At 35.7% G+C, this 23,762-nt stretch carries 19 protein-coding genes and 1 riboswitch; of the genes, 11 read left to right on the forward strand and 8 right to left on the reverse strand.

Features of this window, described 5'->3' with window-relative positions:
• Positions 1–98: 98 nt before the first annotated feature.
• Positions 99–1,262 (reverse strand): nicotinate phosphoribosyltransferase, encoded by a 1,164-nt coding sequence (pncB, locus tag JGH11_RS11365; protein WP_201111784.1) that lies wholly within the window; start codon positions 1,260–1,262, stop codon positions 99–101.
• A 179-nt stretch (positions 1,263–1,441) separates the two neighbouring features.
• The gene (locus JGH11_RS11370; protein ID WP_201111786.1) at positions 1,442–2,689 is read right to left on the reverse strand and encodes a DUF1015 domain-containing protein; all 1,248 of its coding nucleotides are present in this window, start codon (positions 2,687–2,689) and stop codon (positions 1,442–1,444) included.
• A gap of 274 nt (positions 2,690–2,963) precedes the next feature.
• Between JGH11_RS11370 and serC the strand changes: the two genes are divergently transcribed.
• Together serC and JGH11_RS11380 are read left to right on the forward strand one after the other, a co-directional pair.
• Positions 2,964–4,037, forward strand: coding sequence for a 3-phosphoserine/phosphohydroxythreonine transaminase (gene serC, locus JGH11_RS11375; protein WP_201111788.1), 1,074 nt, complete (start codon positions 2,964–2,966; stop codon positions 4,035–4,037).
• A gap of 73 nt (positions 4,038–4,110) precedes the next feature.
• Positions 4,111–5,034 carry a 3-phosphoglycerate dehydrogenase gene (locus JGH11_RS11380; protein ID WP_201111790.1) on the forward strand — a complete coding sequence of 308 codons (924 nt, stop codon included), beginning with the start codon at positions 4,111–4,113 and terminating at the stop codon, positions 5,032–5,034.
• A gap of 75 nt (positions 5,035–5,109) precedes the next feature.
• Here JGH11_RS11380 and JGH11_RS11385 read toward each other — a convergent pair whose 3' ends face one another.
• The 6 genes from JGH11_RS11385 to JGH11_RS11410 all read right to left on the reverse strand — a co-directional run bounded on the left by JGH11_RS11385 (position 5,110) and on the right by JGH11_RS11410 (position 13,764).
• A complete protein-coding gene (locus JGH11_RS11385) occupies positions 5,110–6,720 on the reverse strand; it encodes an MFS transporter (RefSeq protein WP_201111792.1) in 1,611 nt (536 codons plus the stop codon).
• A 3-nt stretch (positions 6,721–6,723) separates the two neighbouring features.
• Positions 6,724–7,818 carry an HlyD family secretion protein gene (locus tag JGH11_RS11390; protein WP_201111794.1) on the reverse strand — a complete coding sequence of 365 codons (1,095 nt, stop codon included), beginning with the start codon at positions 7,816–7,818 and terminating at the stop codon, positions 6,724–6,726.
• A gap of 2 nt (positions 7,819–7,820) precedes the next feature.
• Positions 7,821–9,128, reverse strand: coding sequence for a TolC family protein (locus JGH11_RS11395; RefSeq protein ID WP_370567593.1), 1,308 nt, complete (start codon positions 9,126–9,128; stop codon positions 7,821–7,823).
• Entirely contained in the window at positions 9,129–9,554 is a 426-nt protein-coding gene (locus tag JGH11_RS11400; protein WP_201111796.1) for a MarR family winged helix-turn-helix transcriptional regulator, read from the reverse strand.
• A 285-nt stretch (positions 9,555–9,839) separates the two neighbouring features.
• Positions 9,840–13,241 (reverse strand): AAA domain-containing protein, encoded by a 3,402-nt coding sequence (locus JGH11_RS11405; protein ID WP_236263966.1) that lies wholly within the window; start codon positions 13,239–13,241, stop codon positions 9,840–9,842.
• Positions 13,213–13,764, reverse strand: a complete 552-nt coding sequence (locus JGH11_RS11410; protein ID WP_201111797.1) for a hypothetical protein — start codon at positions 13,762–13,764, stop codon at positions 13,213–13,215. Before JGH11_RS11410 ends, JGH11_RS11405 begins: the two co-directional genes overlap by 29 nt.
• Before the next feature lie 153 nt (positions 13,765–13,917).
• Positions 13,918–14,013, forward strand: a riboswitch (TPP riboswitch).
• Between the two features lie 114 nt (positions 14,014–14,127).
• Here JGH11_RS11410 and JGH11_RS11415 point away from each other — a divergent pair.
• From JGH11_RS11415 to JGH11_RS11455, 9 genes are all read left to right on the forward strand, one after another.
• Positions 14,128–16,353, forward strand: coding sequence for a TonB-dependent receptor (locus JGH11_RS11415; RefSeq protein ID WP_201111799.1), 2,226 nt, complete (start codon positions 14,128–14,130; stop codon positions 16,351–16,353).
• 79 nt (positions 16,354–16,432) lie between these two features.
• Positions 16,433–17,032: a nicotinamide riboside transporter PnuC gene (gene pnuC / locus JGH11_RS11420; protein ID WP_201111801.1), complete on the forward strand. Its 600-nt coding sequence runs from the start codon at positions 16,433–16,435 to the stop codon at positions 17,030–17,032.
• Between the two features lie 111 nt (positions 17,033–17,143).
• Entirely contained in the window at positions 17,144–18,214 is a 1,071-nt protein-coding gene (locus tag JGH11_RS11425; protein WP_201111803.1) for a glycosyltransferase, read from the forward strand.
• A complete protein-coding gene (locus JGH11_RS11430) occupies positions 18,211–19,275 on the forward strand; it encodes a glycosyltransferase (RefSeq protein ID WP_201111805.1) in 1,065 nt (354 codons plus the stop codon). The genes JGH11_RS11425 and JGH11_RS11430 overlap by 4 nt, the downstream gene beginning before the upstream one ends.
• 6 nt (positions 19,276–19,281) lie before the next feature.
• A complete protein-coding gene (locus JGH11_RS11435) occupies positions 19,282–20,565 on the forward strand; it encodes a hypothetical protein (protein WP_201111807.1) in 1,284 nt (427 codons plus the stop codon).
• A 21-nt stretch (positions 20,566–20,586) separates the two neighbouring features.
• On the forward strand, positions 20,587–21,288 hold the full coding sequence (locus JGH11_RS11440) for a nucleotidyltransferase family protein (RefSeq protein ID WP_201111809.1): 702 nt from the start codon (positions 20,587–20,589) through the stop codon (positions 21,286–21,288).
• Between the two features lie 12 nt (positions 21,289–21,300).
• A complete protein-coding gene (locus JGH11_RS11445; RefSeq protein WP_201111811.1) occupies positions 21,301–21,846 on the forward strand; it encodes an HAD-IIIA family hydrolase in 546 nt (181 codons plus the stop codon).
• Positions 21,847–21,860: 14 nt separating this feature from the next.
• Positions 21,861–22,889, forward strand: a complete 1,029-nt coding sequence (locus JGH11_RS11450; RefSeq protein ID WP_236263967.1) for a dehydrogenase — start codon at positions 21,861–21,863, stop codon at positions 22,887–22,889.
• Between the two features lie 5 nt (positions 22,890–22,894).
• Positions 22,895–23,734: a glycosyltransferase family 2 protein gene (locus JGH11_RS11455; protein ID WP_201111813.1), complete on the forward strand. Its 840-nt coding sequence runs from the start codon at positions 22,895–22,897 to the stop codon at positions 23,732–23,734.
• Positions 23,735–23,762 lie beyond the last annotated feature (28 nt).

A 23,762-nucleotide genomic window follows, 5' to 3' on the forward strand; every position in this document is an offset into this window, starting at 1 on the left:
GACTTATTCGTAATAAGTCTCTTTTTTAGTTATATGAATTGCAATCTTGCTTTTATATGGATTCCCGTATTTATCTATTAGTAAATAGCTCTGAAATCTTATAATAATCCTAATGTTCTCAAACTTAAGTCTATCTCTTTATTATCGCCGGTGTGTTTGCCCGATACGTCTGAAAGTTTTACTGCTTTCAGGTATTCGGTGTCTTTTTTGTGAACTTTCACATCGGTGAGTTTTATGACTATATTTAGAGGTTTAACCCCTACATCATTAGAGAAAAATGTTCCTATACCATAAGTGTCATGAATACGTCCGTCTATATGCTCTTTTATCTCTTGTATTGTAGTAGTATTAAGAGAATCACTAAATACAAGTGTTTTGGAAGTAGGATCTATTCTATTTTGTTCATAAAATTTTATCGCTTTATCGGCAAATTCTAAAGGAGATCCACTATCGTGACGTACACCATCAAATAATTTGGCTTGCTTCAGACTGAATGAATTGAAAAAAGAATCGGTAGTATATGTGTCAGTGAGGGCGATACCCAAACTACCATCATAAACATCCACCCATGCTTCCAATGCTTTAATGTTGGCCGATCTATAGCCGTATATTGCTCCGTGATACATAAACCATTCGTGAGGCATGGTGCCTATAGGTGTTGTATTATATTTCATTGCCAGATATACATTGCTCGTACCTTTGAAGTATTCGCCCGAGTGAGCTTGCAAAGCTCCTACTACTTTATCTTGCACATCGAAAGAAAAGCGGCGGCGTGTACCGAACTCAGAATAATCTGCATTCAGATTACTTAGATTTTGGGCTTTTATAATGGCTTTTTTCTCAACGTCTTGTGGAATAGCTCCAGTCATTTGAAAGTAAAGTTCGGAAATTATAGCGAGTAGGGGTACTTCCCATAATACGGTACGATACCAATAACCTTCTATGATAACATTTAGTTCTCCTCCTTGCTGTGTAATGGTCACTTCCTCTGGTTTGTATTTAAACCCCTCTAAGAAATCGACAAACACAGGATCGAAAAAGTAACATTTGGTTTTTACAAACTTCTTCTCTTCTTGTGTCAATCTTAAGTCAGCCATTGAGGCGACTTCTTCTCGCATTCTCTCGGCAAAGCCTTCCGGAAATTGTGTTCCTCCGCGATTTGTAAACGCATATTTGACGTACGACCATGGATAAAGTTTTTGTATGGCTAGCATTACAGAAAACTTGTAAAGGTCATTATCTGTAAAATGTTTTATAATCATAATGATGTGTATTTACGAGAAGCAAAAGTAATAATTTTTTAATTTACGTGTAATATAACAAACTAAGAGGTAGAGATGTTTAGCTTAGTTCGATACAGGAATGCTCTCATGAAGTTATGTCTGACTTTATGAGAGCATTTTAGTTGAGTGAAGGTCTTTTATGGATATATTTTAATTTTTCAATCGTCGAGCTTATGTATTACTAGTCCCGAACGTAATTTCGGTTCGAACCATGTTGTTTTAGGAGGCATGATATTTCCTGTATCGGCAATATCCATCAACTGTTTCATCGTCACAGGGTAAAGTGCTATGGCCAATTTCATTTCTCCATTATCTACACGCTTCTTTAATTCACTCAAACCTCTGATTCCTCCTACAAAATCGATACGTTTGTCGGACCTTAAATCTTTTATATCTAATATTTCATCCAGAATATACTTTGACGATATTGTTACATCGAGGACTCCGATCGGATCATTGTCATCGTATGTTTGGGGTTTAGCAGTCAGGTTATAACATTTATTATTCAGGTAGATAGAGAAGTTGTGAAGTCCGGTAGGGGATATTATTTCCGTTCCTTTTTCTTCTACAATAAAATACTTCTTTAATTTCTCTATAAATTCGGAAGTCGTTAGGCCATTCAGGTCTTTTACTAATCGATTGTAATCGATAATGTTTAATTGGCTGTCGGGGAAACATACAGCCATGAAGAAATTATATTCTTCATCTCCTCTGTGATTCGGGTTTTGCTTCGCTTTTTCGGCTCCAACCAAAGCCGCAGCCGCAGATCTGTGATGTCCGTCTGCAATATATAAATGAGGTATAGCGGCAAATAACTTTGTTATCTTTTCTATATAGGCTTTATCTCTTATTACCCAAAAGTGATGTCCTACACCATCTACTGCCGTAAAATCATATTCGGAAGGGAGACTAATTACTTTTTTTACTATTTCATCCAATTCTTTATTGTCTGGATATGCGAAAAATACAGGTTCAATATTTGCATTGTTGATTCGTACATGCTTCATCCGATCTTCTTCTTTATCACGACGTGTAAGCTCATGTTTCTTTATATTGTCAGCCATATAGTCTTCAACATGTGAACATACAACAAGTCCGTATTGCGTTTTCCCATTCATTGTCTGTGCATATACATAGTAATATTCTTCAGGATCTTGCACTAGCCATCCTTTTTCTTGAAATTTCTTAAAGTTACTTACTCCACGTTCATATACTTCAGGCAGATGTTCGTCTATGATTTCATCGAAGTCTATTTCAGGTTTTATTATTCTATATAGTGATTTTTCGTTCCCTTCAGCTTCGAGGCGTGCTTCTAAAGAACTTAACACATCATACGGACGTGAAACTACTTCCTGCACAATGCTTTTGGGTGGGCGTACCCCTTTGAATGGTTTAATAATGGCCATGGTCTATGTATTTTTAAGGTTTATATCAGTTCTGTTTATTTTTATAATAAATGTCGGCTTTCTTTTTATTATATACAAATATATAAAAACTGTGAAATTAAGTGGTGCTGCGACTTAAAATTATAGAAAAATATGTTATAGAAAACATTTTGATAAAAAGGAGATTTTTAGTTTAATATATTTTTTTTCCTATATCGGTATTTGGGATATAATTAGTAATTTTGGATTCTTTACTTTTTAAAATAAATACTAATTTCCTAAACTTATAATAATAATGAAGAAATACAATTTTAGTGCAGGACCTTCAATCCTTCCTCAACAAACCATTGAGGAAACAGCAAAAGCTATCCAAAACTTTAACGGCTCATCGTTTTCATTAATGGAAGTTAGCCATAGAGGCAAAGATTTTCAGGCAGTAATGGACGAGGCAGTCGAGTTGTTTAAAGAATTACTTGATGTTCCGGCTGGTTATTCGGTTATCTTTTTAGGTGGTGGTGCCAGCCTACAATTTTGTATGGTACCTTTTAATTTGCTTGAGAAAAAAGCTGCATACTTGAATACAGGAACGTGGGCAAGTAAAGCGCAAAAAGAAGCCAAATTGTTTGGTGAGGTAGTGGAGGTTGCTACTTCAAAACCTGCTAACTTTACATATATCCCTAAAGATTATGTAATACCCACTGATGCTGATTATTTCCATATTACGACCAATAATACTATTTTCGGAACAGAAATTCATACAGATATGGATTCTCCTGTTCCATTGGTAGCAGATATGTCTTCTGATATTTTTTCACGTCCGGTAGATATATCAAAATATGCATTGATCTATGGTGGTGCTCAGAAAAATCTTGCTCCTGCAGGTGTAACTTTCGTTATTGTGAAAGATGAGATATTGGGTAAAGTAAATCGTGCTATACCTACAATGTTAGACTATCGTACTCATATCGAAAACGGATCGATGTTCAATACTCCACCGGTAGTTCCTATCTATGCTGCAATGCAAACACTCAGATGGCTTAAGGCTAATGGCGGCGTACCGGCAATGTATAAACGTAATAAAGAGAAAGCAGCATTGCTGTATGATGAAATAGATCGTAATCCTGTATTTAAAGGAACATGTGCTGTAGAAGACCGTTCGTTAATGAATGTGTGTTTTGTACTTTCTTCCGAATATGAAGGAAATGAAGCTGCTTTCCTTGAATTTGCTAAAGAAAGAGGTTTGTACGAACTGAAAGGACATCGTTCTGTAGGTGGATTCCGCGCTTCTATTTATAATGCTATGCCTATAGAAGGTGTACAAGCATTAGTAGACGCCATGAAAGAATTTGAAAAGAAAATCGCTAAATAATTTATTAATATGCCAATAAGCCGATTTGCTCCTATAACGCTTGTCGGCTATTAGCTAACTAACAACTTTAAGAATGAAAGTATTAGTAGCAACAGATAAACCATTTGCGGCAGAAGCCGTTTCAGGAATAAGAAATGCAGTAGAGAAGGCCGGTTATGAGTTAGTTCTGCTTGAAAAATATATAGAGAAACAACAACTTTTAGATGCAGTAGCCGATGCCGATGCAGCGATTATCCGCAGCGATATTTTTGATAAGGAAGTATTGGATGCCGCTAAAAATATGAAAATTGTAGTTCGTGCGGGAGCGGGTTTCGATAATATCGATCTCGATGCTGCCACAGCTAACAATATTTGTGTGATGAATACTCCCGGACAGAATGCTAATGCAGTAGCCGAACTTGCTCTAGGACTTGCAGTGTATGCTGTACGTAATCTTTATAACGGAACATCTGGTACCGAACTTATGGGTAAGAAACTAGGTATTCATGCTTATGGAAACGTAGGACGTAATGTTGCACGTGTAGCCAAAGGCTTTGGTATGGAAGTATATGCCTACGATCCTTTCCTTTCGGCAGAAGCCATTGAGAAAGAAGGAGTGAAAGCTGTAAAGTCGGCTGAAGAATTATATGCTACTTGCCAGTTTGTATCTCTACATATTCCTGCTACAGCAGAAACAAAGAATTCTATCAATTATTCCTTATTGAGCAAAATGCCTAAAAATGCATTGCTAATCAATACAGCGCGTAAAGAAGTGATCAATGAGGCAGAAATAGTGAAATTGATGGAAGAGCGTAAGGATTTCAAATATGTAACTGATATTATGCCTGGTAACAATGCCGAAATGGCAGAAAAGTTTGCAAGTCGTTATTTTTCTACACCTAAAAAAATGGGAGCGCAAACTGCTGAGGCAAATACCAATGCAGGTATTGCAGCTGCTAATCAGATTGTAGATTTCATTGAGAATGGGAATGAGAAATTCCGAGTAAATAAAAAATAAGGGTTTTGCTTTCTATTATGATAAATAAAACTCCGATGATTATCATCGGAGTTTATTTTTTATAATATCCCAGCATTATCCGGACATATCACTACCCATTTTCATCAATCTTACAGGTTTATATTGGAAAAAGTATAACAAGATGAGAACAAGCAATATAATTCCCATTATAAGCATCCATCCAAGAATAGTTTTTATACTTACTGTTATTGCCTGTATCTGTACTTTCTGATACAACAGGTTTATAGCTATACGCTGGGCATCTTCTATACTCCATCCTTGTGTCATTGCACTGTTTACCGATGAAGTTACTTGATCCATAGCTAATAGGTTTTGAGTATCTATATTTTGTGACAGTAATGTGACATTCTTTTGCTGTAGATGATATAGCCAGTTGGTCAGAATAGATGATCCTACCGCCGGGGCAATAGCCGAACGGGCAGTAATCATAAAAAAAGCGTTGTATATCAATTGTTTTTGAGATAAGCCTTGTATAGCATATATAGCAAAGGCTACAAATAAGGTAGTCATACCAATTCCACGAAGAAACATTGGGAAATATAGATCTTCATATAAACCGTTTGGCATTACCTTGAAGTATAGGAGAGCAATGGATAAGGTAAAGCATGCGAACCCGATGAATATCAGCCATGCCATCCGTATTTCTTTCAGATATGAATAATAACAGATAATCCCTCCTACAACGAACCCTGGAATCATATATAAATATAACTCGTTTACACGTATACTGTCCAGTCTCAGTACAGAATTAGTGTAAGAAGATATTAGAATACTGAATGAGGCAAAAAACATTAATACGAAAGATAATAGATATACTACTGCTGAGTTTCGGTTTTTCAATACGCTCATATCTACAAAGGGATGGTCTGAGAATTGCCTTCGTACAAATAGCCAGCCAGTTACAGGTATGAGGATAGTTGCAATAAGAATTTTCCGGGAAGCAAACCAATCCATTGTTTTTCCGTAAGTGCAGATATATATTATAGCCATGCAGCAAGCGGATATAAGGAAGAAACTGAGCCAGTCTATATCTTTGATGGGAATATGTACTAATCGTCGGGCGAAACTCATACATACCACAACCGCTATAATAGCTATAAGTAGTAATAATATCATGAAGTAGTACATATATTCCCACTTGTACAAATAGGCCAATTCGGCGGTAAGGACCAATGATAACTGTCCGCAGGCTAGTGTTATCGGATAAAACTTTGCATAAAACTCATTACGGGTATTGCTAGGACTGAGTACAGGCATTAGGATATTGATAGTTTCAATCATTGAGAAAGCTTTCAAATAGCCAATAATGAAACTACAAATAATAATAATTTCTATATAGCTCGTTTCTGCACAAATCAGGCTAAGTAGAACCTGACAGAGCAGTACGATAAGAATGATTGTCTTAGTTGTAGCTATTGGCTTTACCTTTGGTATTATCAGGTGAGCAATAGCCATACCTGCCGATGAGGCATAGTAGGCCATGTTGATATCTTCTGATAAAACTCCTAAATAACTGGAAATGTCAATATTACTACCTGTGTAAGCACCATTGATGAGCAATATGGGCACAAGTATAATGAAGGCTACTAAAATTTTCAGCCATGTAGGTACCCAGCTTCGAAAAGGGGCGGCGACTGTTGTGCGGATTACAGGTATTATTGCCATCCTTTAATCTTTTATTGCTTCGGTTACTACCATCATACCTGCCCGTAATTTTTTCATATCTTCAGGAGAGATATCTATAAACTCGATACGTACAGGAATACGCTGTTGAATTTTCACGAAGTTTCCTGCTGAATTGTCGGTAGGTAGCATCGAGTATTTCGATCCGGTAGCTTCAGATATTGCGGTCACTATTCCTTTAAATGTTTTATTGCTGATAGCATCTACACGTATCTTGATCTCCTGACCAATATAAATGTTTTCTATTTGCATTTCCCTATAATTAGCAATGATCCATTTATTATCATTTTTAATCAGATTGGTAATTGTCTGCCCGGCTTGTACCAGTTGCCCGACCTCTAAAGTACGTCGGCCTACATATCCGCTATAAGGGGCTGTGATTATAGTATATGATAGATTAAGCTTGGCCATGCTCAGATCGGCCTCGCGTCGTAAAATAGTTGCTTCTGCATTTCCTTGCTTCTTTGAAGCTTCGTTCGAAGTTGATTTTACAGCGTCTCTTTGTTTTAGCAATGCATTATAGCGAGCATTTTGAGCCTGATACTCACTTTTTACCTGTTCATATTGTTGCTGGGAAACCGATTCGGCGTCCATAAGGTTTTTATATCGCTTAAGGTCTTGCTCAGCTTTCCATAGACGGGCTTTTGCTTCCTCTATATTAGCATCGGATACTGCAATATTGGTAGAGGTTGTGGTAATGGTGGAAGATAGTACTGATGCTGAACTCTTAGCATCTAATAAAGCAGCCTCCGCATCCATCAGTTTTATATAAAACTCCCTGTCGTCTATAATCAATAAGGTATCTCCTTCGTTTACCCATTGGTGTTCTGTAAACCTGATCTCTTTAATATAGCCGGCCACACGAGCGTTGATCGGTGTAATATATTGTTCGATAGTAGCATCGTTGGTTATTTCATATTTGTAGTAGCGATAGAAAAAGTTTGCACCCCATGCAATACCGCCTAGTGCAAGCAAAATACTGATAATGTTGAGGATCAAGTTTCTTCTTCGCTTATTTTTAAGTTTTAGGTAAGCTTCTTTTTCTTCCTTTTTTTCTATTTCTGACTTATTTGTATCCATAATTATAAATTTCCGCTTACTTTTTGTAGTTGGTAGTATGTATATATTGCATTCGTTTTGGCTGCTGTAAGTTGCAACTCAGCATTTAATTGTACCGTATTCGCATCTAATAAATCGGTTAGTATGGCTAACTGATTAAAGTACTTATTCTTTACAATACGATAATTCTCTTTCGATTGTATTAGCGATTCTTCAAGTGCTTTTATCCTATCGAGTGCTTCTCTGTGTTTTACAAATGCAGATTTTACTTCAGTACGAATATTTTGTTTCTGTTGCTCTTGCGCCAATTCTTGTAAATATACCTGATGTTTAGCTGTACTTGTATTTCTTTTTTTATCAAACAGGGATGATATATGATAAGATAAATTTAATGTTACGCCCCATGCGTTCATATATAAATCTTGTACAGGAGATATATTCGGTATCGGACGAGCTAGTGTATTGCTTGCTTGTAACGACAAGGTGGGTAGATAATCAGCCTTTGTAAGCTTCAGATTATTTTGTGCTAAAGCGATATTTGTTTTAGCTATTCTCAGGTCAGGATATTGTGTATAAGCCTGATGGATATAATCACTCTCTGTTCCAATATTCAACTGTGAACCTAATACAGTCTGATCTGGTTCGAGTATGGTATTTTCATCTATTCCCATGACAATGTCTAATTGCTGAGAAGTGATAGCTATATCATTTTCAGTTTCTTTAAATGCCAGTTCGTAATTTGTAAGAACAAGCTTACTTCGTAGAACATCATTCGTTGTGATCATACCCTCCTCTTTCATCCTTTCCACATCATGTAGACGCACCTTAGACTCTTCGATATTTTGAGAAAATACCTCCCTTTTTTTATACAGATTGAAAAGATCCAGATATTTTGTTATCAGCCATAGCTTCAGCTCTGATTTGTCTTTTTGTAATGATAATCTTGCCATCTCTTCCTCTAATCTTGCTTTTTCAATGCTGTTTTTTATTCTTCCACCTTGATATATTGGCTGTGTGGCTGTCAGCTGATAATTTTGTTTCCAATCAGGAGTGTCGGAGTGTTTCAAAAACGAGAGGTCTTTATCCATAATAATAGGGGTACCCACATAACCGAATAATCCTCCCACCGAAATATCAGGTAGCTGCTTGTTTTTAGCCAGACTTACCTTGTCTTCCGATATTTGAGTTTTTATAACAGACGATTGTATGGCTATACTGTTTTGTAGCCCACGCTCAAAAAGTTCATCGAGAGTTAACTTATATGGATTCTGACTCATCATTGGTAAAGAGGTGATGAGTAATATTGCGAATATGTTTAAATATAGTTTCACTTAATTATCTTTTATTGTCTCAGTAAATTCTTTCATATAGTCGATACACTTTTGTATATGCTCTTTGTTGATATTTTTTTCTATCTCACTATATACATTTTCGATAATAATTCTTATTTCATCGTGAAGTTCTTCTCCCTTTTTAGTGAGTAAAACAAGCTTACTCCTCTTATCGGTTGGGTCTTCTTCTCTTTTCACCAGCCCACGTTTTTCCATATTCTTTATAAGATAGGAGAGGCTCGATTTGTCTTTATACGTCAGATTTGCCAATTCTTGCTGATTTACTTTAGCAGCAATGTTCAAACGTCGCATAATATGTAACATTTCGAATGTTACATCTATATTATGTTCGCGTATTTTTCGATGGATAATCTGACGGTAGAAAGACTGTGTCTGCAATATGCTATGCACGAATGTTTGCAACATGTCTTAATCTAATAATGGAATGTATGCAGAGGTATATCTCTATATTAAAAGCATACAATCAATATTTATAAATATAAAATAATAAATAGGCTGTAGCCAAATTCGGATGCAAAGATATAACAAAAAAATAATTTAGTTGAATGTTCAACTAAATTATTTTTTTGTTGAAATATTAATCCTTTATCTATAAGAAGAAACAGTTATGCAAAAGGGAATATTTTATTCAGATAAAAAGTATAAAAAAGTGTACAACTTTGTCACCTTTTAGTTAAAAATAGGGAGATGTTAAGACTGAATAGTATCGATAAGATTCAGAATTTCTTTATAAATAGTATTTCGTTGTAATATCTGATCGTTTCCAATAAGAAATAGTTGTTCTCTGGCTCTTGTCAGTGCAACATTCAGTTTTCGGTCGACAGTACCCTCACGATTCATATTCGTAAAATACTTTAACTGATAAGGCTTATTGAAGCAGAAAGAGAATATAATCACATCACGCTGACTGCCTTGAAAACGCTCAACAGTATCTACCATAATGTGTCTTAATTCGCCGATATTTGTTTCTTCAAGCTTCTGCCTTATCAAGGCTATCTGATTGCGATATGGAGTAATGATACCAAGTGTTTTTTGAGAGTCAAAAGGAATATTGTTCGCTTTGTAAACATTTAATATTGCTTTTGCTATGGAGGTAGCAATACAGGCTTCGTTATTATTCAATTTATCAGAAGGGTTTGTATTGTCTGCCTGCCTTGCATGAATAAAGGCTACTCGCTTAGTTGCAATCAGCGATTCGTATTTATCTGCATTATTATATATAGTAAACTTAAGAGGTTCTTCTTGCCTTTTGGTTGCTATTTGTAATATATTATTATAAAAAGAAGCGTTGACTAGCGAAGCTATATCCTTGTGCATACGTCCATGATATGTCAATGTATCGTATGCTGTCTTCCATCCTTCTTTTTGACAAAGGCGGAATAACCTTTCGAATAGCGATTCGCGGCAATCAGATAGTTCGATGTTATTTAAGACTTCTTCTGCAACCGTCGATTTGTTTGCATCTTGCAGGGTAATGGTTGATAGTTGTTTGTGGTCACCTATCATAACGAACTTATCGAATTGAGGAAGAAGTCCTATTATTTGAGGCTCCAGTATTTGGGAAGCTTCGTCAATAATTGCAACATTGAAATGCTTAAGATCGAACAGCTCAGGCTTGCCAACGATAGAAGCAAGTGTACCTATAAAAATACGTGTAGTAGCTATTATTTCCAATAGCTCTTTTCTGTTTACGGCCTTATGGGATATGTGCTGTAGGAGACGATGACGATAATTTTCTCCACATGAAAGCTCAGAACCGATACGTATGTATTTGTCGCAGGTTAGTTCATCCTCATTCAGTGCTTCGCTAACGGCTGCACATAGTTCGTCTACAGCTCGGTTGGTATATGCTATGACAAGGATATTGGTATCCTCATTGGTATATAGACGTTCTATCAATTTACGAGCGAAGATAGATGTTTTCCCCGTTCCGGGAGGGCCTACTATGAGAAAATAGTCTTTGGCTGCCAAGGCCTTATTAATGACTATATCCTGTTTGAGTTTTACAGAAAAGTCATCGGCGAGAATCTCTGTGTATGAAGATTCGGGTGGACGTATTCCCAACAGGAGGGTTTTCTTTTCTTTGGGTGCTGATAGGAAAGCAAATATGCTTTTATACATGGCATTATAGCTATGATCCAATTTATCGTGCTCTACAGCCCAATATTTATATTGTGAAAAGAAATTACGGTTTCGTTGCTTGTATCTAAATCGTAGTACAATATGACGAGAGGATATCTCCACTACTGTTCCTTTAAGTATTTGGTTGGTTAATACAGATTCCTCTGAGTTTTGACGGGGGTAAAGGATGCAAATCTCTCCCTCTCGGAAATTTACGCAGTCAGCCGAATTTTCTCGACGGAAGCGGATAATCATATCCTTATTGCTATCATCAATATGTTCTATTTCGAGATTAGGAATTAACTCAAGTGAATCTTTACGATCTTCGAATGTTGTATTCCATAAGGCAGAGACACTCATTGATGAGTTATAACTTTCGTCACCTGTCTTTTGCAAATAGAGTTCACGCGTAATGAAGCTGATATAACGATAAGCGTAGGTTTTTTCCAACTCGGACGCATCTTTCAATACTTTCTCAAGTTCTATCAATTTATCTATAAAGAACTGAGGAGCTCGTCCGTAATTATCCAGATTAAATAGATCTTTGAAAACTTTCTCTACTGCTAAAATATCACCCGTATACAGATTATGTTCGGTTGCTACAATCAGATTCCGTATATTTATTATCTGTTTTTCCAACTGTTGATAGATGGCTGAAAAACGAAGATTCTCTCCTGCATTTTCAGCCGAAGAATACAATATAGTAGGATATATATGTCGTGCATCTTTATTGAACACACTTTGTATCATCAGACGATAAATGGCTGTTTGAGTTTCATGGTTTGGGGCAATTTTCGTGGCATCTTCGCGAGGGTAGGGAGGTTTGCCCGATTTCAACTCAATGATACGATCAATACCGTCAGGAGTATTCGATAGCTGTAACAAGTCCAGTCGACCTTGAAAACCATATTTTTCGCAGAAGAATGAGGGTTCGAGAGTACATGCAGATATATCGAATCCGTTAGCCGGCATATCATTTAGTATTACCCTTTTTATATTGCTGAATTGGTTCTCAGCCCTAGCCATGAAGTCTTTAAAATCCGTATTGTTGCTGATGTCTTTACAAGAAGCGTATTCGAAGGGCATCGATTGAAAGGATTTGAAAAATACCTCCTTAAAGATAAGGTTTTGTACATCTTCAGCATATACCAATTCGTCAAGGAAGAAGTTTGCAAGATTTCCTAATAGGATATAGTGACTGTTTATATTGGGTTCGAATTTGCGGCGAAAATAATGTAAATGAGAACTACCGTAAGATTGGAAGCATTCGGCTATTGCAGAAGCGTCTATTAAATAGTCGGGTTCAAGAACAAACATTTTGGGAATAAGGTTCCCATTATTATCTGTTTTGATATCTATCAAATTTAATTGTGCTCCAATCCATAAACTATCGATTGTATCATTAAATGCCCCATTGGTTGAGGTATTATATTTTACATTTAGTAACTGGTTGGGCGCAGTATCCGATTGACAGGCTATAATGTGGTTTTCTTTATCAATGTTTAATACTTGTACACGTATCCTTTCCGAAGAGTATTGAGATGTATCTTCTTCAAGAATAATATCTTCTACGAAGTTGAAATTGGATTTACTTCCTTCTATGTATGCGATAAAACTTTCGAGGGCTTCTTTTCCTTGCTGATACTGATTGGGTGATATCAGATTCTTTTGGCTTTGTTGCAGGAAATTAGTCTTTATGCGTATGTTTTGTAACTGCCATTCCAGCGATTTCGGAAGTGCGTATTTTTGCCCTATATAAACAAGGCGGGAAAATAAAGAAGGAAACTGCAAGGACTCACTTGAGGTGATTTCTTTGCAGCTTCTTTCTAGTAATCGCTTCAGACGGATGTACTTATCTCTTAATGATAGGTCGGATTGATCTATTTGTTGTATCTCGGAGAGATAGTCTGAAAATGTATAACTATGCTCCGACATATGCTCATTAGTATCTGATTTCGAAGTTAAAATCATTTACAACTTCAAAGTCGAAATAGGTTGGTTGGAATATGTCAAGTAGCTCACCATCAATGTAGAATACTAGCCGACCATTGCGAGCTAATCTATATGCCATATCAGCCATAAATCTCTTTAGTAAGTAAAGGTCTTCATCTATGACCATGGCTTCTCTGCCCCCGTTATTGTTAACAACTATCATTCTTAATCCAACTCCATTTACACCATCGGCTGCCAATCTGATATTTATTAGATCACCTACTCTGAAGAGCTCTCCTCTAAAGAGGAAAATTTCGGAACTATATGACTCTACATCAACAATATCTAATCTACGTGTATCTATACCTTTGATATCTTCGGCGCGCAAATCATATGAAAAATTAAACCTGCCTCTATTATCTGTGTATATAGGTTCGTCATCAAATTCTGTGGTTAAATTTAGTGTGCCTCGTCTCCATTCGTAATGATCGCTCTCACAAGATGAGAAAATGAATAATGTAACAATGGAAAAAACTATCGCTAATAATTTATAACTTTTCATATCATTTTAATTTTAGTGACAAAGGTATGTATTTATCTTTATATTACATATGACTACGGAAATCGCGTTTTGTAACATGAGTAATTCTACTTATAGAAAGAATTTATAAGCAGTAAACACTTATTTATTAAAAAGGTTTGATTATATTTGCCACGAAATCTTTAGGGGTGCCTTAAAATAACAGGCTGAGATCACACCCATTAAACCTGATCCGGGTAATGCCGGCGTAGGGAAAGAAGAATGCTATTGCGCACGTGCATATTCTTAAATTATCGGGAAACCATCTTATAAACCCCTTTTTTGTTTAACATCGAAGTGTAGGCTGTATTTGATTGCTCTATGCTTATAGAAATTTGTATTTAAATGAAAAAGGTATTTTTAGCTTTTAGTGCTTTTATGAGTGGAGTAGGAGCTATGTATTCACAACAACAAACAGATAGCCTAAAGTTGGTTAAATTGGAAGAGGTTGTTGTTTCGGCTACAAGGGTGAGTCGTGGAGCACCTATTGCATATTCCAATCTAGGTGAAGTAGAAATTAAAAAGGATAATGCGACAAAGAATATTCCTTATATATTGCAAAATCTCCCCTCGGTAGTGTCTTACACAGAAGGAGGGACAGCTGTGGGAAATACTGCTCTTCGGATTAGAGGAACAGATGCGAGTCGGATCAATGTAACATTGAATGGCATGCCTCTTAATAATCCCGAAAGTCAGGAAGTGTATTGGGTCAATCTGCCGGATATATCAAATTCATTGCAAAGTTTACAGGTGCAACGTGGAGTGGGAACATCAACATCAGGGACTGCGTCGTTTGGAGCGAGTATTTCTATGCAGACGGCAGGCGGAAAAGGTAATAAGCCATACGCAGATTTATCTTCTGCATACGGACAATATAATACACTTTTATTGACAGGTGCTGCCGGAACAGGGATAATGAGGAATGGATTGTCGGTCGATGCGCGTTACTCATATATAAAAAGTGATGGTTATATTCGTAATGGAAAGGTAGATCACAAGAATATATATGCTGCACTATCTCATTATTCGGACAAACAGTTGATTCGCCTTATCTATATGAATGGTATACAACATACAGGCATTACCTGGCTTGGAGTAGATCCAAGTAAGATAGAAAGCGATCGGCGCTACAATGAGGCCGGGGAATATGAAGACGATAATGGAAAGACAAGGTATTACGATAACGAAACAGATAACTATTATTCTAATATAGGGCAGGTAATTTATTCCCGGTATCTGACCAATAACCTGACATTGAACGCCAACCTCAGTTATAATAACGGTTATGGTTATTATGAAAACTATAAAACAGGTGAAAGTTTTGCAGATTATGGCTTAAGTAACCAAATAATAAATGGTAATACTCATGAAAGCTCAGACCTGATTCTTCGTAAATTAATGCAAAACGATTTCTATGTAGGGAGCTTTAATTTAGACTATAAAGTAGGGAAGTTTGGGATAATTGCTGGTACGACCTATAGTTATTACGATGGGCATCATTATGGTAGGTTACTTTGGGTAAAACAGAATCAAAACATACCGAATGATTATGAGTGGAATCGTAATAAAGCGGTGAAGCAGGATATGAATGTCTTTCTTAAGACAGAATATAGACCGGTAGACAATCTGTCTTTATTCGCAGAGGTGCAGGAAAGATATATAGATTATCGTATGAGAGGATTGGATGATGATTTAGCTGATTTGACAAATAAGAACTATTATAATTTTGTAAATCCTAAAGGAGGAATATCATTCCGGTTCAGCAACTATAATGAAATATACGGTTCGTTTGGAATCTCAAATAGAGAGCCATTACGTGCCGATCTGAAAGAATCGTTGAAAGGCGGAAAAACGCGTAATATTAGATCTGAAAGATTATATGATTACGAGTTAGGTTATAAATACGCAAACTCTATTGTTTCGTTTAGCGCTAATTTTTATTACATGGATTATAAAGACCAATTGGTACAAACTGGTAAACTAAACGACGTTGGCTACAAGTTGCAGGAAAATGTTCCTGATAGTTATCGTACAGGTGTAGAATTATCATTAGCATATACCCCTACCGAATGGTTGCGTCTGGATGGAAATTTGACCTTGAGCCGAAATAAGATAAAGAATTATACTGTTTATTACGATTTATACGATAATAGAGATGATTGGAATAAGCTAGGACAAATATCGGTGTTTCATAAATCAACGGATATTTCATTTTCTCCTAATGTTGTGAGTAGTTTTGGTATAACATTTAAACCATTCGAAAAAGAAGATTTTACACTTTCTTTTATCAATAAGTATGTAGGTAAAATGTATTATGATAATACATCAAATCCGTACAATCGTTTACAAGATTATTTAGTTACGGATATGATTGCATCATATACACTGGATGTAAATAAGATAGGTAAGTTTGATTTCCAATTCTTTATAAATAATCTTGCCAGTATCAAGTATAGTGCCAATGCTTGGGTTGAAACTGTAAAGTTTGATGATGGAACCGAAATAGTTTATAAAGGGCTATATCCTCAGGCGGGCGCAAATCTATTGGGGAAAATTCGGTATCGTTTTTAATATACAATGTGTTTTTTTTGCGGAGTATCATTTTATTAGCCATACCATTTGATACTCCGCTTATTTTTTGAAAATTATCATGGATATAATTCTGAGTTTTATAGAAAGTAATTGGGTCAGTATTGTCGGAGCATTTATAGGTTTACTATTTCTCTATTTGGAATATAAGGCAAACGTATGGATGTGGGCCGCCAGTGTGGTGATGGCTGCATTTTATATATACATATTCTATAAAACAGAATTGTATGCAAGTATGAGTATTTACATCTATTTTTTCTTAGCCTCTATTTACGGATGGATTGTATGGGTTATGCGTAATCGAGATAAGAAAACAGGAGATGAAATTATAACACATGTTCAAAATTCTTATATACTTCCTATAATATTTGCCATAATAGTTATTTCCGGATTGATTTATTATATGTTGGTCTGGCTTAATGGAAATGTATTTTTTATTACGATAGGAGATGCTGTCACTACATCACTAAATATTGTCGCTCTTTGGATGATTTCGCGTAAGTGGGCAGAGCAATGGTTGCTTGTTATACCCGCTAATTTAATTTCGGCTATCCTATTGTTTGCTCAACATGATATAATGTCGGGTTGTTTATTTCTTATATTTTTCATTGTATCTATCTTCGGTTATATCAATTGGAAAAAAATGGTTGTAATAGCATGATATTCGTAAATAAGTTTAAGAATATTTATAAAAGCTATTATCGACTTATAAAATATAGGTAAAAACTATTATCTTTACGCTGATTATTTCGGTACATAGATTTTACAATTAATGAAGATATTCCAAATTATAACAGTTTCGGAGTATGGAGGGGCTCAGACGATTGTTTCAAACCTTATTAAATCTTTAAGTTCAGAAAATGAACTTTTTGTTTTATATGGTGGGGATGGAGAGGCATGGAACGCTCTCGGAAGCGGTTTTACGAAAATTAAATTAAATAATCATAGGAAAGAAGTTTCATGGCGCGATATAGGGTTGCTATTGAAGCTTTTCTATTATAGATTTAAATACAGACCTGATGTTGTCCATTTACATTCCTCAAAGATGGGAGTGTTGGGACGCATAGCTTTTAGTCGTAAAAGAATAGTATATACTGTACATGGGTTTGATTCTATAAGAACAGCATTTCGCCGTTTTTTAATTATTGAGAAAGCCTTAAAGAATAAAGCATATAGAATAGTCGGAGTCAGTCAATATGACGTTGACTCAATGAAAGAAGAAGGGATATCTGAAAATGTAGAAAGGATATATAATGGTGCTGTAGACCAATCTCTATCTTTGGATACTAAATTACAAGATCATTTAGTTGAGAAGCTTAGTGAAATAAAACGTTCTTATCCTAGGATAGTAATGTGTATTTCCCGTATTTCGAAACAAAAGAAGTTTGATCTATTCTTAGATATTGCAAAACGAATGCCTCAATATGCTTTTGTCTGGATTGGTAATAAAAATAAAGTATTAGATACACCGGATAATGTATTTTGTTTAGGGGAGGCTCAATCAGCTTGTTCATACCTGATGTATGCAGATATGTTTGTTCTCCCTTCAAATTATGAAGGATTGCCAATGTCTTTGCTCGAAGCTCTGGCTTATGGCGTTCCGGTAGTAGCATCTGCAGTAGGAGGAGTGACTGAAGTATTGACTGGTGAAAATGGTTTTGCAGTTAATAATGATGTAGATATATTTGAAGAAAAGATAAGATACATACTTTCAGATCCGGATGTTTTGAAGAGCATGTCGGTATCTGCGAGACAATCATATCTTACAAACTTTACAATTGAAAAAATGATAGATGGCTATAAGTCCATCTTTGATACTATCTGTACAAATAATAAAAGATGAATAAGCCTCTGGTTTCGGTGTTGATGCCTTGTTACAATGTTGAAAAATATGTTGAGGAGTCGATGAATTCGATTTTGAATCAGACTTATGCAAACTTACAAATCATTGCTATCAACGATTGTTCGACTGATGATACTGGTAAGATATTAGAGCGACTGGCGAAAAAAGACACTCGTATATCTATCGTTGAGAATGAAGAGAACCTGAAGCTTATAAGAACCCTGAATAAAGGAATTACTTTTTGTGAAGGTGAATTTATAGCCCGTATGGATGCCGATGATATCTCATTGCCTACAAGAATAGAGAAAGAGGTTGACTTTCTTTTAAATAATCCTGATCACGATATAGTAAGCACGTTGTTTTATGCTTTTCGTTCAGATAGGCCAAACAAACGATATTTTCATCATAGTCCTTTACATGACAATGAACTAAGAGGATATATGTTGTTCAAGTCAGGTATTTGCCATCCTGCTGTAATGATAAGGAAGCGTGTTTTTACAGAGCTAAACCTTAAATTTGAAGAGGAATATCTTCATGTAGAAGATTATGCTCTGTGGTCAAAAGCAATATATAAAACGAAAGTGGCAAACATAAATGAGCCACTTCTTCTCTATCGCGTACATGAATCGCAAGTGTCGACCATACATGAAGATCTTCAAACTGAAAATAAAAAAAAGGTATTCAAAATTCATTGTTCTCATTTAGGCTTGCCAGTTGATGATGATTCTATCGATGTATATTCTTCTGTAGCTGAAAGTGTTCCTCTGTATTCATCTTTTAAGTACTTGGATAAATGTGAGTCACTTATGTGTAGTTTGATGAGAATCAATAAGGACCACTCTTTTTGCGATGCGAAATATCTCGAGTATATGCTATCTATTCATTGGCTTCGGCTTTGTGCTAATTCCCGTCTAGGGCTGAGAGTTTTAAGACGATTGAAGGATTCACCATTATATAAAGAACAAAATTATACATCGAGGGATTTTGCTATTCTCTACACAAAGTGTACTTTTAGACTCAAATATAAAAAGTCCCTTATTTACAAACTCGTATTCAGATAAGTTTGCATGCCAAAGTTAAAGCAAATCATACCAATGTTATTGCCGCTGATACTTATGTTTTATTTCATATATCCGCAGGCACTTGATGTGATGGGGTCTTCCTTTATCCTTTTATCCGGTGTGTTGGGATTAGGTCTGTATGCATATCATAAATATCCTTTCAAAGAGGTGCTTATGGTAATATCCGGTTTGTTGTTATTACTTTTCGTATTTTATACATCAGGATGGATAAATAATAATAGCGACCCATATACTTTCGGGTATATAAGAAGTCAGATAGCATGGTTCTTCTCTGCATATTTAGTTATATTCACGATATATAAGATACATAAAAGACCATCATTCAATACACTACTTCTTTATATTGCGGCTGCTATAGGCCTACAGGCTATTATTACTTTTGGTATGAATATGAATGAGAGCATACACGATTTCTTTTTCTCTATTCAAATGCAAGCTGAGTATACAGAGGAAATTATGGAGGAAGGTGGTAGGCAGAGGCTTATGGGATATGGTATTGCCTTCTTTGGAGCAGGGGCGGTTAGTGGCATAGGATTAATTCTTATATCTTATCTGCTGATGAGAATGAAGCTGGATAATAAAGGCTTTTTTGCATTGGCGGCTTTGTATGTCTTTACCTTTTATGTAGGGCTGTTTATGGCTCGTACGACGATCATTGGTGCTGCAATAGGATTTGCAGTGATAGGTGTTCTGTATATCTGGGACAATAAATCAGAGAAAAAACAAGCAAGGGCATTCTTTATCTCTGCTATATTCCTGATGGCTGGAGGATACACCTTGGCAATGTTTTATTTTCCTAGTTTTTCTGATTGGGCTTTTGAGCTATTTATAAATTTCATGGAAACAGGAAAATTGCAAACCCGTTCTTCTGATGGGCTGGATGAAATGTTTTTGATTCCGGAGGATTTACATACACTTATATTCGGTCGTGGGCGAATGGTTTTTTATGGCACTGATGTTGGATACTCTCGCATGCTATTTTGGGTGGGTATACCCGGAACTTTAGCTTTTTTTATTTACCAGATGTTTATTGTAAAACTTAGCTATACTAAAGATTGGGCTGTTAATCTTGTTCCTATAACTATCTTTGTGTATACATTAGTATTAAATATAAAGGGTTGGATAGACCTCAATCTTATTTTATATTTATTCTTTTTTTATTTTATGTTCTATAAATATTACGTTTATATGCCCAAACAATATTCGGGCGTTAAAACAATGGGGACTATTAGGCGAGAGAATAGATTGAAGAGAGAGACGAAAAGTTAATAATTGTTTTTAAACAGGCTTATGAAAGAATGTATTATATTGGCAGGCGGGTTTGGTACACGTTTACAATCGGTAGTTAGTGATGTTCCTAAATGTATGGCAGAGGTCGCAGGAGAGCCTTTTCTTCACTATCTTTTCGAATATCTTTCGTCTCAGTCATTCGATCATATCATCCTCTCGTTAGGGTACAAGGCCAATTCTGTTATTGATTGGCTCAAAAAGCAGGACTATTCATTCAAGACTTCGTATGTAATAGAAGAATATCCGTTAGGCACTGGTGGTGCAATAAAACTTGCGTTTGAGAAAGTTGTGGGGAGTGAAGCTTTCGTTATCAATGGTGATACTTTTTTTAATATAGAAACTAGTTCTTTATTCGATTTTCATAAAAAGAAAAAGGCCGCAATATCAATAGCTCTAAAGCCAATGACTGACTTTGATCGTTACGGCTCTGTGGAGTTAGATGAAGATCAAAGGATCGTTTGTTTTAATGAAAAAGAATACATGAAAGAGGGCCTGATTAATGGAGGTGTATATATAATAGATAAACGAATCTTTTCAGGACTGAAACTTCCTGAGAAATTTTCATTTGAAAATGATATATTGATCTCTTATGTTGAGACCTTAGCTATTTATGGTTGTGAACAAAATGACTATTTTATAGACATCGGTATCCCATCCGATTTTGAGAAAGCGAATGAGGATTTTAGAAGAAAAACAAAGTAGGTAGAGCTCGATATGAATGATCCAAAACAATATGAATGTATATTCTTGGATAGGGACGGCGTAATTAATATAGAAAGACCTAATGATTATGTGAAAAACATATCAGAGTTCGTTTTTATCGATGGAGTATTAGACGCTATAAAAATATTATCTAAGAAGTTTAATCATATATTTATTATCACTAACCAGAGAGGAGTCGGACGTAATATAATGAGTCTTTCCGACTTGGATGAAGTCCATACTTATATGTTGTCAGAAATAAAAAAATACGGAGGTGATATTAGTCGTATATACTATTGTACAGACATAGATAGCACATCTATCAATAGAAAACCGAATATAGGAATGGCATTTCAGGCTCAGAGAGATTACCCTTCTATTGACTTTTCTAAATCAGTCTTTGTCGGCAATAGTAAGTCTGATATAGATTTTGGTAATAAGTTAGGAATGTTTACAGTATTGGTGGGTGATAAGTATAAAAAAGAACATAAAATATATAATAGTATAGACGCTTATTACGAAAATCTGTATAAGTTTGTACAGAATTTTACAAGCTAAATAATTATCCAATTATGATTATAAGAAGTAAGGCTCCCTTTAGATTAGGATTAGCTGGTGGCGGTACTGATGTTTCACCTTATTCTGATATATACGGAGGTTGCATTCTGAATGCTACAATAAGCTTGTACGCATATGCAAATATAGAACCTCGAGACGATAATAAAATAGTGTTTCGTATTCCACAAACGAATGAAGAATACTGTTTCGATTCGGTAGAACAATTGCCTATACTGAATGATAAAGCCGATTTGATGAAAGGTATTTATAATCGTGTTGTAAAAGATTTTATAAAAAAGCCGTTATCATTTACGCTCACATGTGCACTTGAAGTTCCATTCGGTTCAGGATTGGGAACATCCTCTACTCTGGCTGTAGCAATATTAGGGGTATATACAGAATGGCTGGCCTTACCTCTTGGCGAATATGATCTGGCATACTTAGCGTATCTTATAGAGCGTACCGATCTGAAGCAAGCCGGAGGTAAACAGGATCAATATGCTGCGGCTTTTGGCGGCTTCAATTTTATGGAGTTTTATGCTGACGATAGAGTGATAGTGAATCCTTTACGTATTAGAAATGAAACAATCAATGAGCTGTCAAATAATATGCTGCTTTATTATACCAATACAGGGCGAAATTCTGGGGATATAATAGAAAAGCAACAGCAAAATGTGAAGAACGAAAAGGCTAAGTCGATTGAAGCGATGCATCAGATCAAGAATCAGTCTTATGAAATAAAAGAAGCTATACTAAAAGGTAATTTAGACGAAATAGGTCATATTCTACATCGAGGCTGGATCTTTAAGAAAGAGATGGCAGATGGTATTTCCACTCCTTTATTTGAAGATATTTATAAAACGGCGATTGACGCAGGAGCGTTGGGAGGTAAGATTTCAGGAGCCGGGGGAGGAGGATACGTGTTTTTCTATTGTCCTGCTAATACCAGATTTGGGGTGGCTAAAGCTTTAGAAAAGCTTGGAGGTAAAGTCCAGCCATATTCATTTACTAAAAAAGGGCTGGAGACTTGGCATATAAAATGAATTAAATGAAACTAGCTGTTCTTATACGTGTCTATGATAGGATAGAAGACCTAAAATATAATCTTCAGATTATTTCAGACACATGGGCCGAAAATGATTATTATATTATTGTTGTCAGCAATGGGAAGAGGAACGGATATGAGATTTCGCCCGACTCGATAGCTCTTATAAATAAATTAGTTGTTCTTGAGGATAACGCAGGGCATCGGAAAGGGAATTCTCAGTTGTTGATGGAGGGGATGAAATATATCCCTGGCGACTGTGATTATACCCTTATTCTCGAAGCTGATACTTGGGTCTATAATGATAGCATTATTACCAAATATGCAAGATTACTTTCCGAGAATTCTCATGCAGTATGGGCGAGTGCTGATTGGTATGATAAGTATTATGCTTTGGCTACAGATTTTGCTATCATAAAGACAAACTATATAAAACAAAATCCCGGTATTTTTGATTTTGAACTTTTCCCGGAGTGCCATATTGCTAATTTTTTACAGACTACCAATGCTGGATTTATATGGATAACAGAGAATATGCCAATACATGTTCCAAGTTATATCCGATATGGTTACCCATATGTTCCTAATATAAAAGAAGGTCGTTTTTACGTTTTTCCCAAGTCGCGAATGGTTACACATCATATCGAATACCTGAAAGGGGGCATGGATCAGAAGAAGAAATACTTTAATATAATTGCTAATTCACATTATTTCGGAGAAGTTAACTCTGGCTATAAATCTTGGGATCGTTTTAAAATGAGTTTCTGGATAGGGCTAAGTAAGTGTTTTATCAAAAGGAGCTGGTATAGCAAGAAAACCTATAAAGTAATAGAATCTTTATAAATTTATGATATTTTCTACATATATTTTC

Source organism: Dysgonomonas sp. Marseille-P4677 (genome assembly GCF_016652235.1).
In the GTDB taxonomy this organism is placed as follows: Bacteria; Bacteroidota; Bacteroidia; order Bacteroidales; family Dysgonomonadaceae; genus Dysgonomonas.

Excerpts from the sequence above, each read along its gene's own strand:
- JGH11_RS11450 (WP_236263967.1), top strand. The coding sequence starts at position 21,861 with ATGATTATAAGAAGTAAGGCTCCCTTTAGATTAGGATTAGCTGGTGGC.
- JGH11_RS11405 (WP_236263966.1), bottom strand. The coding sequence starts at position 13,241 with ATGATTTTAACTTCGAAATCAGATACTAATGAGCATATGTCGGAGCAT.
- pncB (WP_201111784.1), bottom strand. The coding sequence starts at position 1,262 with ATGATTATAAAACATTTTACAGATAATGACCTTTACAAGTTTTCTGTA.
- JGH11_RS11455 (WP_201111813.1), top strand. The coding sequence starts at position 22,895 with ATGAAACTAGCTGTTCTTATACGTGTCTATGATAGGATAGAAGACCTA.
- JGH11_RS11370 (WP_201111786.1), bottom strand. The coding sequence starts at position 2,689 with ATGGCCATTATTAAACCATTCAAAGGGGTACGCCCACCCAAAAGCATT.
- pnuC (WP_201111801.1), top strand. The coding sequence starts at position 16,433 with ATGGATATAATTCTGAGTTTTATAGAAAGTAATTGGGTCAGTATTGTC.
- JGH11_RS11445 (WP_201111811.1), top strand. The coding sequence starts at position 21,301 with ATGAATGATCCAAAACAATATGAATGTATATTCTTGGATAGGGACGGC.
- JGH11_RS11385 (WP_201111792.1), bottom strand. The coding sequence starts at position 6,720 with ATGGCAATAATACCTGTAATCCGCACAACAGTCGCCGCCCCTTTTCGA.
- JGH11_RS11440 (WP_201111809.1), top strand. The coding sequence starts at position 20,587 with ATGAAAGAATGTATTATATTGGCAGGCGGGTTTGGTACACGTTTACAA.
- JGH11_RS11435 (WP_201111807.1), top strand. The coding sequence starts at position 19,282 with ATGCCAAAGTTAAAGCAAATCATACCAATGTTATTGCCGCTGATACTT.
- JGH11_RS11410 (WP_201111797.1), bottom strand. The coding sequence starts at position 13,764 with ATGAAAAGTTATAAATTATTAGCGATAGTTTTTTCCATTGTTACATTA.
- JGH11_RS11380 (WP_201111790.1), top strand. The coding sequence starts at position 4,111 with ATGAAAGTATTAGTAGCAACAGATAAACCATTTGCGGCAGAAGCCGTT.
- JGH11_RS11390 (WP_201111794.1), bottom strand. The coding sequence starts at position 7,818 with ATGGATACAAATAAGTCAGAAATAGAAAAAAAGGAAGAAAAAGAAGCT.
- JGH11_RS11425 (WP_201111803.1), top strand. The coding sequence starts at position 17,144 with ATGAAGATATTCCAAATTATAACAGTTTCGGAGTATGGAGGGGCTCAG.
- JGH11_RS11400 (WP_201111796.1), bottom strand. The coding sequence starts at position 9,554 with ATGTTGCAAACATTCGTGCATAGCATATTGCAGACACAGTCTTTCTAC.
- JGH11_RS11415 (WP_201111799.1), top strand. The coding sequence starts at position 14,128 with ATGAAAAAGGTATTTTTAGCTTTTAGTGCTTTTATGAGTGGAGTAGGA.
- JGH11_RS11430 (WP_201111805.1), top strand. The coding sequence starts at position 18,211 with ATGAATAAGCCTCTGGTTTCGGTGTTGATGCCTTGTTACAATGTTGAA.
- serC (WP_201111788.1), top strand. The coding sequence starts at position 2,964 with ATGAAGAAATACAATTTTAGTGCAGGACCTTCAATCCTTCCTCAACAA.